This window comes from Bradyrhizobium sp. WSM1417 (genome assembly GCF_000515415.1).
Taxonomy (GTDB): Bacteria; Pseudomonadota; Alphaproteobacteria; order Rhizobiales; family Xanthobacteraceae; genus Bradyrhizobium.
Map to the genome: position 1 here is coordinate 775,192 of NZ_KI911783.1, position 13,999 is coordinate 789,190.

Annotated in this window: 14 protein-coding genes; 12 read left to right on the top strand and 2 right to left on the bottom strand. The window is 65.0% G+C overall.

Features of this window, described 5'->3' with window-relative positions:
* Positions 1-2 precede the first annotated feature (2 nt).
* On the bottom strand, positions 3-323 hold the full coding sequence (locus BRA1417_RS0103750) for a hypothetical protein (protein WP_007603877.1): 321 nt from the start codon (positions 321-323) through the stop codon (positions 3-5).
* Between the two features lie 346 nt (positions 324-669).
* Between BRA1417_RS0103750 and BRA1417_RS0103755 the strand changes: the two genes are divergently transcribed.
* Both BRA1417_RS0103755 and BRA1417_RS0103760 read left to right on the top strand, forming a co-directional pair.
* The gene (locus BRA1417_RS0103755; protein ID WP_027514672.1) at positions 670-1,863 is read left to right on the top strand and encodes a serine hydrolase; all 1,194 of its coding nucleotides are present in this window, start codon (positions 670-672) and stop codon (positions 1,861-1,863) included.
* 79 nt (positions 1,864-1,942) lie between these two features.
* Positions 1,943-3,637: an AMP-binding protein gene (locus BRA1417_RS0103760; RefSeq protein WP_027514673.1), complete on the top strand. Its 1,695-nt coding sequence runs from the start codon at positions 1,943-1,945 to the stop codon at positions 3,635-3,637.
* 129 nt (positions 3,638-3,766) lie between these two features.
* Here the strand turns inward: BRA1417_RS0103760 and BRA1417_RS0103765 are convergent, their stop codons facing one another.
* On the bottom strand, positions 3,767-4,768 hold the full coding sequence (locus BRA1417_RS0103765; protein WP_027514674.1) for an adenosine kinase: 1,002 nt from the start codon (positions 4,766-4,768) through the stop codon (positions 3,767-3,769).
* Between the two features lie 125 nt (positions 4,769-4,893).
* Between BRA1417_RS0103765 and murJ the strand changes: the two genes are divergently transcribed.
* From murJ to BRA1417_RS0103815, 10 genes are all read left to right on the top strand, one after another.
* On the top strand, positions 4,894-6,444 hold the full coding sequence (gene murJ, locus BRA1417_RS0103770; RefSeq protein WP_027514675.1) for a murein biosynthesis integral membrane protein MurJ: 1,551 nt from the start codon (positions 4,894-4,896) through the stop codon (positions 6,442-6,444).
* Between the two features lie 73 nt (positions 6,445-6,517).
* Positions 6,518-7,570 carry a tryptophan--tRNA ligase gene (gene trpS, locus BRA1417_RS0103775; protein WP_027514676.1) on the top strand — a complete coding sequence of 351 codons (1,053 nt, stop codon included), beginning with the start codon at positions 6,518-6,520 and terminating at the stop codon, positions 7,568-7,570.
* A 106-nt stretch (positions 7,571-7,676) separates the two neighbouring features.
* Positions 7,677-8,171 (top strand): universal stress protein, encoded by a 495-nt coding sequence (locus BRA1417_RS0103780; RefSeq protein ID WP_007598307.1) that lies wholly within the window; start codon positions 7,677-7,679, stop codon positions 8,169-8,171.
* A gap of 172 nt (positions 8,172-8,343) precedes the next feature.
* Entirely contained in the window at positions 8,344-8,913 is a 570-nt protein-coding gene (locus BRA1417_RS0103785; protein WP_027514677.1) for a NifU family protein, read from the top strand.
* Positions 8,914-8,998: 85 nt separating this feature from the next.
* Entirely contained in the window at positions 8,999-9,694 is a 696-nt protein-coding gene (gene tsaB, locus BRA1417_RS0103790; RefSeq protein ID WP_027514678.1) for a tRNA (adenosine(37)-N6)-threonylcarbamoyltransferase complex dimerization subunit type 1 TsaB, read from the top strand.
* Positions 9,691-10,176: a ribosomal protein S18-alanine N-acetyltransferase gene (gene rimI, locus BRA1417_RS0103795; RefSeq protein WP_027514679.1), complete on the top strand. Its 486-nt coding sequence runs from the start codon at positions 9,691-9,693 to the stop codon at positions 10,174-10,176. Before tsaB ends, rimI begins: the two co-directional genes overlap by 4 nt.
* Positions 10,177-10,214: 38 nt before the next feature.
* Entirely contained in the window at positions 10,215-10,670 is a 456-nt protein-coding gene (locus tag BRA1417_RS0103800) for a Fur family transcriptional regulator (protein ID WP_007598312.1), read from the top strand.
* Entirely contained in the window at positions 10,671-11,351 is a 681-nt protein-coding gene (locus BRA1417_RS0103805; RefSeq protein WP_027514680.1) for an HAD family hydrolase, read from the top strand.
* Between the two features lie 191 nt (positions 11,352-11,542).
* A complete protein-coding gene (gene miaB, locus BRA1417_RS0103810) occupies positions 11,543-12,931 on the top strand; it encodes a tRNA (N6-isopentenyl adenosine(37)-C2)-methylthiotransferase MiaB (protein ID WP_027514681.1) in 1,389 nt (462 codons plus the stop codon).
* 4 nt (positions 12,932-12,935) lie between these two features.
* On the top strand, positions 12,936-13,994 hold the full coding sequence (locus tag BRA1417_RS0103815) for a PhoH family protein (protein ID WP_081747794.1): 1,059 nt from the start codon (positions 12,936-12,938) through the stop codon (positions 13,992-13,994).
* Positions 13,995-13,999: the final 5 nt, after the last annotated feature.

Sequence of the window (13,999 nt, forward strand, 5' to 3'; positions counted from 1 at the left end):
AGTTAGGCCGCGCCGCTCAGATAGGTCTCGCGCCGCCCGATCATGCGCTCGGCGGCGGCTTTGGCGTCGGCCTTCGAGGAGGTCGCGCAGGTCCGGTATTCGAGATCAGGGACGTCGGACGCGTTGCGGCGGCCGAACCAGGACTTTGAACCGACCGGCAGCAGCGCCAGCGCCTGCGCCAGATTGTCGACCGCGCCGAACGAATAGAGCGCACCGGTGCCGGCGATGCGGACCTCGTAGATGCCGGGCGCGATCGGCGCTTCGAGATTTTCGCCCCGTCCGGGACGGGGATAGCGCTTCCATTCGCTCCAGGTCGAAATCATCTGAGGTCCCCCTCGCGGCCGGTGGGCGGCCGCCAATTTGCATCAAGTCTTAGCGTTGGCCGTCGATCGGCCGAGAGCTGAACGCCGCAGCTCACAAAATGTTTCAAGTGCTTCAAACAGTCGAAACATATGGCCAGCACCCATCCACGGTGACCACTGGCTGCGGCCATCCACCGCAGATTGTGACGGAGTGTTGTCGTTCAGCCGCCTTGTCGTCGTGCGCGGGGAGCCGACCGTCAAGTCACGACATCGCGACCACGGCAGGTACGCGGATGTGCTTGCCGTGCGGCGGACGCGGGAGGACAATCGATCGCTTCCAACAATAATCAAACCGGAGGAAACGCGGATGCAAGGCAAAGCTGAGATCGAGCAGATTCTGCGCCAGAAGAGCGAAGCCGGGGAGATACCCGGCGTCGTCGCCATCGCCGCCAGCGGTACCGACGTGCTGTATCAGGGCGCGTTCGGCAAACGCGACCTGTCCAAGCCGGATGCGATGACCGCCGACAGCGTGTTCTGGATCGCATCGATGACGAAGGCGGTGACATCGGCGGGCGCGATGCAGCTCGTCGAGCAAGGCAAGCTGTCGCTGGATGCGCCGATCGGCGAGGTGTTGCCCGATCTCGCCAAGCCGCAGGTGCTCGAAGGTTTCGATGCCAAGGGCGAAGCCAAGCTGCGGCCGGCCAAGGGACCGATCACACTGCGCCAGCTCATGACCCACACGGCCGGCTTTGCCTACAACATGTGGAACGGCGATCTCGCGGTCTATCTGGACAAGAACGGCGTCCCCGCCATCACCACCTGCCAGAACGCGGCGTTGAAGACGCCCATCATGACCGACCCCGGCACGCGCTGGGAATACGGCACCAACATCGATTTCGTCGGCAAGGCCGTGGAAGCCGTCAGCGGCAAACGCCTCGATGCCTATCTGCGCGACAATCTGTTCGCACCGCTCGGCATGAGCGATACCGCTTTCAAGATCACCGCCGACATGCGCAAGCGCCTGGTCGGCATGCATGCGCGCGGCGAGGATGGCCAGCTCGCTGCGATTCCGTTCGAGCTTGAGCAGGAGCCGGAATTCCACATGGGTGGCGGCGGCCTTTATTCGACCGCGGCCGACTACATCAAATTCACTCAGATGATCCTGAACAAGGGTCGCGGCAACGGCAATCAGGTTCTGAAGGCCGAGACCATCGCGACGATGGGGCAGAACCACATCGGCGATCTCGCCATGGGCAAGATGACCACGGCGGCGCCGATGTACACCAATGACGTCGATCTCTATCCGGAGCAGGTGAAGAAGTGGGGCCTCAGCTTCATGATCAACACCGCCAAGACCGCCGAGGGCCGCAGCGCGGGCAGCCTCGCCTGGGCGGGCCTCGCCAACACCTACTACTGGATCGACCCGGCGCGCGACGTCACCGGCGTGATCCTGATGCAGCTGCTGCCGTTCGCCGACGCAAAATGTCTCGAGGCTTTTGCTGGCTTCGAGCGCGGCGTCTATGCTGGGCTCGATGCCGGCAGCGGGCAGAAAGCGGCCTGAGGCGCGCCTAGCTCTCACAACGCGTGACGGCCGGGCTTGTTGTCCCGGCCGTCCACGCACCTGACTGGAGGACACGATCTTGGCAGACAAAGCCGACAGTTACGTTTGCGGCATCTCCGACACGCCGCTGCTCGGCAACACCATCGGGCGCAGCCTCGATCAGGCCGCGCGCCGCTGGGGCGATCGCGAGGCGCTGGTTTCGCCCAGCCACGGCGTGAGATGGACATGGACGGAGTTTGCCGCGCGGGTCGACGCGCTCGCCGCCGGCTTTGTTGCGCTCGGTCTCGAACGCGGCGCACGGATCGGCATCTGGTCGCTGAACCGGCCGGAATGGACGCTGACCCAGTTCGCTGCCGCCAAGGCCGGTCTCATCCTGGTGACGATCAATCCGGCCTACCGGCTGAGCGAGCTGGAATTCGCGCTCCACAAGGTCGGATGCCGCGCCATCGTCACCGCGACGGCGTTCAAGACCAGCAACTACATGGACATGCTCAACACGCTGTTGCCGGAGCTCGCGAGCGCCAAGCCCGGGCAATTGCACGCCGCGCGGCTACCGGCCTTGCGCATCGTGATCCAGATCGGCGGCCCCGCCTGTCCGGGCACGATCCCATTCGACGAAGTCGCCGGCATGGCCGGACCCCTGCACCGCGAGCAGCTCGCCGCGCTCGGTGCCTCCCTGCAATTCGACGATGCCGTCAACATCCAGTTCACCAGCGGAACGACGGGATCGCCCAAGGGCGTGACGCTGACCCATCACAACATTCTCAACAACGGCTATTTCGTCGGCCGCGCCATGCGCCTGACCGAAGCGGACCGCATCTGCATTCCGGTGCCGCTCTATCATTGCTTCGGCATGGTCATGGGCAACCTCGCCTCCGTCACGCTCGGCGCGACGATGGTCTATCCCGGCGAGGGGTTCGATCCGCTCGCGACGCTGCGGACGATCGAGCAGGAAAAATGCACCGCGCTGTACGGTGTGCCGACGATGTTCATCGCCCAACTCGACCACGGCGAATTCTCAAACTTCGATCTGACATCGCTGCGCACCGGCATCATGGCCGGCGCACCCTGCCCGATCGAAGTGATGAAGCGCGTCAATAGCGAGATGAACATGGGCGAGGTCACGATCGCCTATGGCATGACCGAGACGAGCCCGGTCAGCTTCCAGAGCGCCGTCGACGATCCGCTCGATCGCCGCGTCTCCACAGTCGGGCGAATCCATCCGCATGTCGAGGTCAAGGTCGTCGATCTCGACGGCAAGATCGTCAAGCGCGGCGAACGGGGCGAGCTCTGCACCCGCGGCTACAGCGTGATGCTGGGCTATTGGGAGGAGGCGGAGAAGACCGCGGACGTACTCGACGCCAATGGCTGGATGCATACCGGCGACATCGCCATCATCGACGACCAGGGTTATTGCAACATCGTCGGCCGCATCAAGGACATGGTGATCCGCGGCGGCGAGAACCTCTATCCCCGCGAGATCGAGGAATTTCTCTATCGCCACCCCAAGATCCAGGACGTGCAGATCTTCGGCGTTGCGGATACCCGCTACGGCGAGGAGCTCTGCGCCTGGATCCGCGTCAGGTCCGGCGAGAAGCTGACGATGGAAGAGGTGCGCGCCTTCTGCGATGGCCAGATCGCCCACAACAAGATTCCGCGTTACGTGGAATTCGTCGACGAGTTTCCGATGACCGTGACCGGAAAGATCCAGAAATTCCTGATGCGCGACGACGTGGAGCAACGGCTCGGGCTGAAAGCCGCGAAGACTGCGTGAGCCGCCTGTCATTCCCCGCGAAGGCGGGGAATCCAGTACGCCGGAGCCTCTCGATTGATCACAACCGTCTCGGAGTACTGGATCGCCCGGCCAAGCCGGGCGATGACAGCGAGGATGAGGCTATTCCCCTTAAACCGTCAACCCGCGCTGCCCTGCGAGTTCCTTCAGCGACACCTGCGGACGCGCGCCGATGTGCTGGATTACTTCGGCGGCCGCGAGCGCACCGAGCTCGCCACACTGCTTGTAAGGCAGGTTGCGCGCCAGACCGTACAGGAAACCTGCGGCGAAGAGGTCGCCGGCGCCGGTGGTGTCGACCAGCCGGGCGATGGGGAATGCAGGCGCGGCGACGGCGTCTTCCACTGACACCACCATGCAGCCCTTTTCGCTGCGGGTGACCACGCCGAGGTTGACGTCATTGCGCAGCTGCTTGAGCGCGGTGTCGAAATCCGAGGTCTGGTAGAGCGAATGCAGCTCGGACTCGTTGGCGAAGACGATATCGACGGTGCCGTTGCGCATCAGCCCCAGGAACTCGTCGCGATAACGATCGACGCAGAAGGAATCCGACAACGTCAGCGCCACCTTGCGCTTGGCATCATGGGCGATCTTGGCCGCCTTGACGAAGGCGTCCTTGGCGTTCTTGGGGTCCCAGAGATAGCCCTCGAGGTAGACGATGCCGGCCGCTGCGATCTCGGCCGGGTCGATGTCGGCGGGCGACAAATCCTGCGCGGCACCGAGATAGGTGTTCATGGTGCGCTCGCCGTCATCGGTCACCAGGATGTAGGAGCAGCCGGTGGCAGGGCCGTCCTTCGCTGCGGGCGTGTTGAAGGCGACGCCGGCCGCGCGGATGTCGTGGACGTAGAGCTTCCCGATCTGGTCGTCCTTGACCTTGCCGACATAGGCGGCGCGCGCCCCGAGGCTGCCGATGCCGACGATGGTGTTGGCAGCCGAACCGCCGGAAACTTCCGTCGCCGGGCCCATGTCCTTGTAGATGGCGGCGGCCCGCGCCTCGTCGATCAGGGACATGCTGCCCTTGGTCATGCCGTGCTTGCCCAGAAAGGCTTCGTCGGTCTTGACCAGCACGTCGAACAGCGCGTTGCCGATGCCGAGAACGTCATATTTCACGTCAGCCATTCACCTTGATCCTGTTTGGCGGATTGCGATACCCGCGGAAATCCGCTTCCTGTCGGTCTGAAATCTGGCTCGCGGCCTATCACGACCGGCCCTTCACGGGCAAGCAACGGTATTATGCAGTTCCGATGATCCGCTCCTTCCTGACCGTCTCGACGGGGACACTGGCTTCACGGCTGCTGGGCTTTGCACGCGATTCCCTGATCGCGGCGCTGCTCGGCACCGGCGCCGTGGCGGACGCGTTTCTGGCGGCATTTCAGCTCGTCAATGTGGTGCGGCGCCTGCTCAGCGAGGGCGCCTTGAATGCGGCGCTGATCCCGGCCTGGCTGCGCGTTCGTGACCACGAAGGCGAGGCGGCTGCGGCGGCGTTCGCGGGACGCGTGCTCGGCACCGTGAGCGTGGGCCTGATCGCAATCTCGGTCGTGATTGCACTTTTGATGCCGCTGATCATCATGATCATCGCGCCGGGCTTCGTCGGCAGCGCATCGCTCGATCTCGCCGTCCAAAATGCGCGGCTGATGCTGCCTTATCTCGCCTTCGCGGGACCCGTCACGGTGCTGATGGGCCTGCTCAACGCGCAGGGTCGCTTCGCACTTACCGCGTTCTCGCCGCTGCTGTTCAATATCGCGCTGATCGCCGCGATCGCAGCACTCCTGCTGTGGCACGCCGATGCGACCTTCGCCGCGTGGATGCTGGCGGCCACCGTCGGCATCGCCGGCCTGTTGCAGCTCCTGATGCTGCTGTCGCAGAGAAGTGCGCGTCTGGCGACACCGTTGCGCGTGAGCTTCGACAAGGAGATGCGCAGCTTCTTCGCCAAGGCGATCCCGGGCATGATCGCAAGCTCCGGCCCGCAATGGCTGATGGTGGCCGGCGCGATCATCGCCTCCGCCACGCCTGCCGCGGTCTCCTGGCTCTATTTCGCCAACCGCCTGATCGAGCTGCCGCTTGGTATTGTCGGCGTCGCCATGGGTACCGTGCTGGTGCCGGAGCTGACGCGCGCGGTGAGGAGCGGCGATCGTGATGCGGTTGCGCATGCGGAATCGCGCGCGCTGGAACTCGCGACCGGACTGGCATTGCCGGCGACGCTCGGCCTGATCGTGCTGGCGGAGCCGATCGTGCGGCTGCTGTTCGAGCACGGCGCCTTTGGCGCGGAGGACAGCGCGGCCACGGCGCGCGCCCTGATGTGGCTGGCGCTGGGGCTGCCGGCTCATGTGCTGATCAAGGCGCTGTCCCCGGCCTATTTTGCCCGCGGCGACACGATGACGCCGCTGCTTGCGACTGCCAAAGGGTTCGTGGTCGCGGTCGCGCTCGCGATCCTGCTCGGTCATTTCTTCGGCGCGAGCGGGATCGCCGCCAGCATCGCCGCCGGCGCCTGGAGCAGTGCGATCTCGCTGCTCCGGAAAGGCACGCGTGAATTCGGCTTCTCGGTCGATGCCGCCGCCCGCAAGCGGCTGCCGCGGATCGTGCTCGCCGCGCTCGCCATGGGCGGCCTGCTGTGGCTGACCGCGGGCCTCTTGCCTTCACAGGCCCATGGCCTCATCCGCTTCATTGCGCTGGGATCACAGATCGCCGCCGGAATCATCGTCTATGGCTTGCTCCTGCAAATCCTCCGCGTCGCGTCCTGGCGCGAGGCGGCCGGTGCCTTGAAGCGCCCTACCCAGCCCGATCCCGGCGCCTGAGGTCAGCGAAATTCCCTTGACGGGGCAGCGCCGCTGTTGGAAACGACGCCCCGTATCTTGCAGGGAAGCTGCCATGCCATTCGTTGAACGGGTTTTTTCGGGCGTCCAGCCGACGGGCAATCTGCACCTCGGCAATTATCTCGGCGCGATCGTCAACTTCGTGAAGATGCAGGAAACCCACAACTGCATCTATTGCGTCGTCGACATGCACGCGATCACGCAGGGCGTGGACGTCTGGGGTGGACCGGTCGAGCTCGCGCGCAATACCCGCGAGGTGACCGCGGCGTTCATCGCCAGCGGCATCGACCCGAGCAAGCACATCGTGTTCAACCAGAGCCAGGTCTCGGGCCACGCCGAGCTCGCCTGGATCTTCAACTGCGTCGCGCGCATGGGCTGGCTGGGCCGCATGACCCAGTTCAAGGAGAAGGCCGGCAAGGACCGCGAGAACGCGTCCGTCGGGCTGTTCGACTATCCCGTGCTGATGGCGGCCGACATTCTGCTCTACCGCGCCACCCACGTGCCGGTGGGCGAGGACCAGAAGCAGCATCTCGAGCTGTCGCGCGACATCGCGCAGAAGTTCAACAACGACTTCGCCGACTCGATCCGCAGCCAGGGCGCCAATGACGGCCTGTTCTTCCCGTTGCCGGAACCCTTGATCACGGGCCCGGCGACGCGCGTGATGAGCTTGCGCGACGGCACCAAGAAGATGTCGAAGTCGGACGCGTCGGACAATTCGCGCATCAATCTGACCGACGACGCCGACACCATCGCGCAGAAGGTGCGCAAGGCCAAGACCGACCCGGAGCCGCTGCCGACCGAAGAGAAGGGTCTGGAAGCGCGCCCCGAGGCCGACAATCTCGTCGGCATCTTCGCCGCGCTCTCCGGCCGCTCGAAGGCGGACGTGCTCAGGGATTTCGGCGGCGGCCAGTTCTCCAGCTTCAAGAATGCGCTGGTGGATTTGTGCGTCACCAAACTCGCGCCGATCGCCGGCGAGATGAAGCGCCTCGTCGCCGACCCCGGCCATATCGACGCGATCCTGAACGACGGCGCCGACCGCGCGCGTGTGATCGCCGACGAGACCATGAAGCTCTCGAAGGACATCGTCGGCTTCATTCGCCGGCGCTGAGGCGCGCTCGCGAAACCGCGGCCGACGCCACGCGCCGGCCGCTTCTGCTCTCCCCAAGCACGACGGAGTGTGGCAGCATGTCAGCCGTGCACATTCCGGGATATGCATGACCAGCAAGCGACTTTGCTTCGAGCCGGGTCACAAGCCCAAATGCCTCGTCATCGTCGACGACACCGCCGAATGGGATCGCGCGGTCTATTACGCCAGCCGCTGGGCGATCCGCGCCGGCGGCGGCGTGGTGATGCTCCGCATCATCGAGCCCGAGCAGCAGAGCCAGGAATGGCTGGGGGTCGCCGACATCATGCGCGCCGAAGCGCAGGAGGCGGCGGAAGCCGCGCTCGACCGTGCCGCCGGCCGCGCCAACGGCATCGCCGCGATCACGCCGGAACGGGTGATCCGCGAGGGCGCCGCCATGGAACAGCTGCTGGCGGTGATCGACGAGGACCCCGACATCGCCATGCTGGTGCTCGCCGCGAACCCGGGCGCGGAAGGCCCGGGGCCGCTGGTCTCGCTGCTCGCGCACGCGCTGGGCACGTTCCCCGTGCCGGTGACGGTCATTTCCGGCGCGCTGAGCGACCAGAGCGTGGATTCGCTGTCCTAGACCGCTGCTCTTCACCTCGCCTCGTTGGCCGGGAGAGGGATAAGCGGACACCCTAACCCGCTGATTTGACAGGTGAACAGCCAACTTACCCCTTGACCGTGCGTTCGCCGTCGCCATCTGCTAGTGGATAGAGCACGCGCCGGCCTTGAACCGGCGACGTCTGGAGAAAACCATGTTCATTCAAACCGAAGCCACTCCCAATCCCGCCACGCTGAAGTTCATTCCCGGCCGCGTCGTGGTCGACGGCGGACCGATGGAATTTGCGAGCCGCGAATCGGCTGCACGCTCGCCGCTTGCCGAAAAGCTGTTCGAGGTCCCCGGTGTCACCGGCGTGTTCTACGGATCGGACTTCATCACCGTGACCAAGGCGAACGGTGAATGGCAACAGCTCAAGCCCGCGATCCTCGGCGCCATCATGGAGCACTACATGTCCGGCGCGCCGCTGCTCGCCGACGGTGCTGCCGCGAGCGATGTCGATCTCAACGACGAAGACGAATTCTTCGACGAGGCCGATGCCGAGACGGTCGACATGATCAAGGATCTGATCGAGACCCGTGTGCGCCCGGCGGTCGCCAGTGACGGCGGCGACATCACTTTCCGCGGCTTCAAGGACGGTATCGTCTATCTCAACATGAAGGGCTCCTGCGCCGGCTGCCCGTCATCGACCGCGACGCTCCAGCACGGCATCCAGAACCTGCTCAAGCACTTCGTCCCCGACGTGGTCGAAGTCCGGCCGATGTAGGCTGGGGCCGCAAAGGCGTGGATGGCCGGGACAAGCCCGGCCATGATGGCGAGCATTCCATGACGGATGGTGCTACGATCGCTCCATGCTGATCCTTGCCATCGATACCGCGCTGGAAGCGTGCGCGGTTGCCGTTCTCGACACCGATTCAGGCCAGCTCCTCGCACAGGAGCAGCTTCTGATGAAGCGCGGCCACGCCGAAGCGCTGATGCCGATGATCGCGCGCGTGATGCAGTCAGCCGATCTCGCCTTCACCGTGCTCGACCGCATCGCGGTCACCATGGGCCCCGGAAGTTTCACCGGCCTGCGTGTCGGCATTTCGGCGGCCCGCGGCCTTGCACTTGCTGCGAAGCGGCCCGCCGTCGGCCTGACCACCTTGTCGGCCTATGCCGCCGCCGTCGTCGGCCAGAGCGGAGCGGCACCGGTGATCTCGGCGATCGACGCGCGGCATGACCACGTCTATTTCCAGATCGTGGCCGGTGACGGCAGTCAGCTGGTGCGGCCGGGGGTCGCTCCCATCGACGAAGCGATCGCGGCTTCGCAATTCGGCGCGCCGCATCTGGTCGGAAATGCCGCAAAGATCCTCGCCGAGCGCTGGCCGAAAGATATGCCGCAGCCGGTCGCGGTGGACGCGCAGCCCGCGCCCGACATCGGCTGGGTCGCATGGCTTGGCGCCGCGGCCGATCCCGCGACAAATCCGGCGCGGCCGTTCTACCTGCGAGCGCCCGACGCAAAGCCGCCCGCACAACTGCCGCTTGCAGCACAAGTCGCAAGCTCATGATGCAATGGTTCTCGGAATGGTGGCGCGGCGGGACGCCCGTCGTCGAGCCGGCTGTCGCGCGCGACGTCGCACGGCTCGCGCAGCTCCACGGCGCCTCTTTCGCGCGCGGTTGGGGCGAAGGCGAGTTCGAAAGCATGCTCAGCGAGCGCAACACGCTGGTGCACCGGTTGCGCCTCGGCCGCAAGATCGTCGGCTTCGCGGTGTCGCGGATCGGTGCGGACGAAGCGGAGATCCTCTCGATCGCGGTCGACCAGGACCATCGCGGCCGCGGCCTCTCTCGCACGCTGCTGATGACCCATCTCGGCCACCTGGCCGGCCGCGGCGTGCGCACAATATTTCTCGAAGTCGAGGAAAATAACCAGCCGGCGCGGCGGCTCTACGACCGAACCGGATTCATGGTGGTCGGACGCCGCGAACGCTACTATAAGCAGCCGAACGGGGAACAATTGAACGCACTTCTGATGCGACGTGACTTGTCGTAACATTGATGGCAGAAAGCGCCCCGTCAGGCGGACATCACATGACTGGTCTTAAACCTTCCCCCGCTTCCAAGGCATCCGGCATCGAGGCGCGCTGTGCCGCCACCGGCATGCGCATGACCGAGCAGCGCCGCGTCATCGCCCGCGTGCTCGCGGAGGCGGTCGATCATCCCGATGTCGAGGAACTGTACCGCCGCTGTGTCGCCGTCGACGACAAGATCTCGATCTCGACCGTGTATCGCACCGTCAAACTGTTCGAGGATGCGGGCATCATCGAGCGCCATGACTTCCGCGAAGGCCGCGCGCGCTACGAGCAGATGCGCGACAGCCATCACGACCACCTCATCAACCTGCGCGACGGCAAGGTGATCGAGTTCACCTCCGAGGAGATCGAGAAGCTGCAGGCGGAGATCGCGCGCAAGCTAGGTTACAAGCTGGTCGATCATCGGCTCGAACTCTATTGCGTCCCGCTCGACGACGACAAACCCACAAGTTAAGTGGCGATCGATCTCGTCATCTTCGATTGCGACGGCGTGCTCGTGGACAGCGAGGTGATCTCCTGTCGCGCGCATGCTGATGTGCTGTCCAGACACGGCTATCCGATCACGTCGGAGCAGGTGCTGGTCCGCTTTCTCGGCGTATCCGAGAAAGACGCACGGCGAATGGTCGAACAGGAGATCGGCCGCAATCTTCCCGACGATCTCGAGAGCCAAGTGAATGCGGCGACGCTGCAATTCTATGCCAGCGATTTGCAGCCGATCACCCATGTGGCCGCAGCGATTGGCGCAATCGATTTGCCCAAATGCGTTGCGTCGAGCGGCACGCCGGAGAAGATCCACCACGGCCTGACCTGCGCCGGTCTCTACGAGCTGCTCGCTCCGAACATCTTTTCCGCGAGCCAGGTTGCACGCGGCAAGCCCGCGCCCGATCTTTTTCTGTTCGCCGCCGTGCAGATGAAAGTCGCGCCGGAGCGGTGCCTCGTGATCGAGGACAGCGTCCCCGGGGTGACCGGCGCGCATGCCGCCGGGATGACCGTGCTGGGCTTTCACGGTGGCAGCCATTGCCCGCCAGGCCACGCGGAAAGACTACGGGCCGCCGGGGCCGGATTGACATTCGACGATATGCGGCAATTGCCGGAGCTGGTCCGGCGCGTCGCGGCGGAGACCCTGGCGGGCTGAATCCCTCCTCTCGGCGTCATTCCGGGGCGATGCGCCAGCATGGACCCGGGATCTCGGGCCAAAACCTCTGGATTCCGGGTTCGCGACTGCGTCGCGCCCCGGAATGACGACCGAAAAGACCCCCAATCGCTGGATTTCCGCGGCCCCAGCCTATATCTGAGGGCGGTCCTCCCACCTCATTCCCGGGTTCCATGACGCCGCCGCGCAAGCTGCACATCAAATCATATGGCTGCCAGATGAACGTCTACGATGCCCAGCGCATGGTGGACACGCTGGCCCCGGAAGGATTCGTGGAGACGGCCAGCGCTGACGACGCCGATCTCGTCGTCCTCAATACCTGTCATATCCGCGAGAAGGCCTCGGAAAAGGTCTATTCGGAGCTCGGCCGCCTGCGCGTCGCCAAGGACGCCGCCGCGCGCGACGGGCGCACCATGCAGATCGCGGTCGCGGGGTGCGTGGCACAGGCGGAAGGCGAGGAGATCGTGCGCCGTGCGCCCGCGGTCGACGTCGTGGTGGGACCGCAGAGCTATCATCATTTGCCGCAGCTGTTGAAGCGCGCCGGCCATGAAGGCCGCGCCATCGAGACCGAATTCCCTGCGGAGGACAAGTTCGGCTTCCTCGCCCAGCCCAAGCCCAACGCGATCCGCGCCCGCGGCATTTCCGCTTTCGTCACGGTGCAGGAAGGCTGCGACAAGTTCTGCACCTTCTGCGTCGTGCCTTACACGCGTGGCTCGGAAGTCTCGCGGCCGGTTGCAAAGATCGTCGACGACGTGAAGCGGCTCACCGAGAACGGCGTGCGCGAGCTCACGCTGATCGGACAGAACGTCAACGCCTATCACGGCGAGGGACCGGACGGAAAAAGCTGGCCGCTCGGCAGGCTGCTGGAGCACCTCGCGGCGCTCCCGGGGATCGCGCGGCTGCGCTATTCGACCAGTCATCCCCGCGACGTCGATGACAGCTTGATTGCAGCCCATCGCGATCTCGGCGCGCTGATGCCCTTCGTGCACCTGCCGGTGCAGTCGGGCTCGGACCGGATTCTGGCCGCCATGAACCGGAAACATACCGCCGATGATTATCGGCGTGTCGTCGACCGTTTCCGGTCCGCACGCCAAGACATTGCTTTTTCATCAGATTTTATCGTCGGCTTCCCGGGCGAGAGCGAGCAAGATTTTCTCGCCACCCTCGCGCTTGTCACGCAAATCGGCTACGCTGCGGCGTATTCGTTCAAATACTCCGCCCGGCCGGGAACGCCGGCCGCGGACATGCAGGAGACGGTGTCCCCTTCCGAGATGGACCAGCGATTGGAGCGGCTCCAGGAACTGATCGACAGCCAGCAATCGGCCTTCAACAAGGCTGCGATTGGCTCAACGGTCGATGTGCTGTTCGAGCGTCCGGCCCGCAAGGACGGCCAGATCGTCGGCCGCACCGCATTCCTCCAGCCCGCGCATGTGATGGCCTCGCCCGACATCATCGGACAAATCCTGCCGGTCCGGATCGACAGCCTTGAACGCTACAGCTTCCTCGGTGAGCTCGCCATGGCGCACGAGCCCGCTTTATCGCCCATCGCCACTGGAGCCTGAACCCTTGCCCAAAAGCGCATCGGATTCGTCTTCTTCCATCGCTCCCAGCCGCAAATTTGACCGCGACATGCAGGTTCCGCCCGAGACCCAGGTCGTCATCGACTTCGACGACAACCGCGCCGCGTCGGCGCTGGTCGGCCCTTACGGCCAGCATCTGGCGCAGATCGAACGGCGGCTCGGCGTCGTCGTCGATTCCAAGGGCAACCACATCACCATCGGCGGCTCGCGTGACGGCTGCGATGCCGCGCGCCGGGTGCTGGAGACGCTCTACGCCCAGGCCGTGAAGGGACAGGATCTCGACCAGGGCGAGGTCGAGGGCGCGATCCGTGCCGTGATCGCGCAGGGCTCGCTGTTCGAGTTCGACGCCAAATCGGCCAAATCCACCTTCGACAGCATCAATTTGCGCAAGCGCCCGGTGCGTGCGCGCACGGCGGCGCAGGATTCCTACATCCGCGCGCTGAAGCGCCACGAACTGGTGTTCGGCATCGGCCCCGCCGGCACCGGCAAGACCTGGCTCGCGGTCGCGCATGCCGCGCAGCTATTCGAGCGCAAGGAAGTCGACAAGATCATCCTGTCGCGCCCGGCGGTGGAAGCCGGCGAGCGGCTCGGCTTTTTGCCCGGCGATCTCCGCGAGAAGGTCGATCCTTATCTTCGCCCGATCTACGACGCACTCTATGACCTGATGGACGCGCGCATTGTCGAGCGCGCGCTGCAGACCGGCGAGATCGAGATCGCGCCACTCGCCTTCATGCGCGGTCGCACGCTCACCAACGCGGCCATCATCCTGGACGAGGCGCAAAACACCACGTCGATGCAGATGAAGATGTTTTTGACCCGCCTTGGCGAAAACAGCCGCATGATCGTCACCGGCGATCCCTCGCAGATCGACTTGCCGAACGGCCAGACCTCGGGACTCGCCGAGGCGACGCGCCTGCTGAGCGGCGTCGAAGGCATTGCGCAAGTTCATTTCAAGGCCGAAGACGTGATCCGCCACGAGCTCGTGGCGCGGATCGTCTCCGCCTACGAAGGGTCGCCGCAGCGGCCGGCCGCCGGTAAATCCTGACGAGG

What these genes read in the sequence shown, in the direction of transcription:
- trpS (WP_027514676.1), top strand. Translation starts at nt 6,518, where the DNA reads ATGCCATTCGTTGAACGGGTTTTTTCGGGCGTCCAGCCGACGGGCAAT.
- BRA1417_RS0103755 (WP_027514672.1), top strand. Translation starts at nt 670, where the DNA reads ATGCAAGGCAAAGCTGAGATCGAGCAGATTCTGCGCCAGAAGAGCGAA.
- BRA1417_RS0103785 (WP_027514677.1), top strand. Translation starts at nt 8,344, where the DNA reads ATGTTCATTCAAACCGAAGCCACTCCCAATCCCGCCACGCTGAAGTTC.
- BRA1417_RS0103780 (WP_007598307.1), top strand. Translation starts at nt 7,677, where the DNA reads ATGACCAGCAAGCGACTTTGCTTCGAGCCGGGTCACAAGCCCAAATGC.
- BRA1417_RS0103800 (WP_007598312.1), top strand. Translation starts at nt 10,215, where the DNA reads ATGACTGGTCTTAAACCTTCCCCCGCTTCCAAGGCATCCGGCATCGAG.
- tsaB (WP_027514678.1), top strand. Translation starts at nt 8,999, where the DNA reads ATGCTGATCCTTGCCATCGATACCGCGCTGGAAGCGTGCGCGGTTGCC.
- BRA1417_RS0103765 (WP_027514674.1), bottom strand. Translation starts at nt 4,768, where the DNA reads ATGGCTGACGTGAAATATGACGTTCTCGGCATCGGCAACGCGCTGTTC.
- rimI (WP_027514679.1), top strand. Translation starts at nt 9,691, where the DNA reads ATGATGCAATGGTTCTCGGAATGGTGGCGCGGCGGGACGCCCGTCGTC.
- murJ (WP_027514675.1), top strand. Translation starts at nt 4,894, where the DNA reads ATGATCCGCTCCTTCCTGACCGTCTCGACGGGGACACTGGCTTCACGG.
- BRA1417_RS0103750 (WP_007603877.1), bottom strand. Translation starts at nt 323, where the DNA reads ATGATTTCGACCTGGAGCGAATGGAAGCGCTATCCCCGTCCCGGACGG.
- miaB (WP_027514681.1), top strand. Translation starts at nt 11,543, where the DNA reads ATGACGCCGCCGCGCAAGCTGCACATCAAATCATATGGCTGCCAGATG.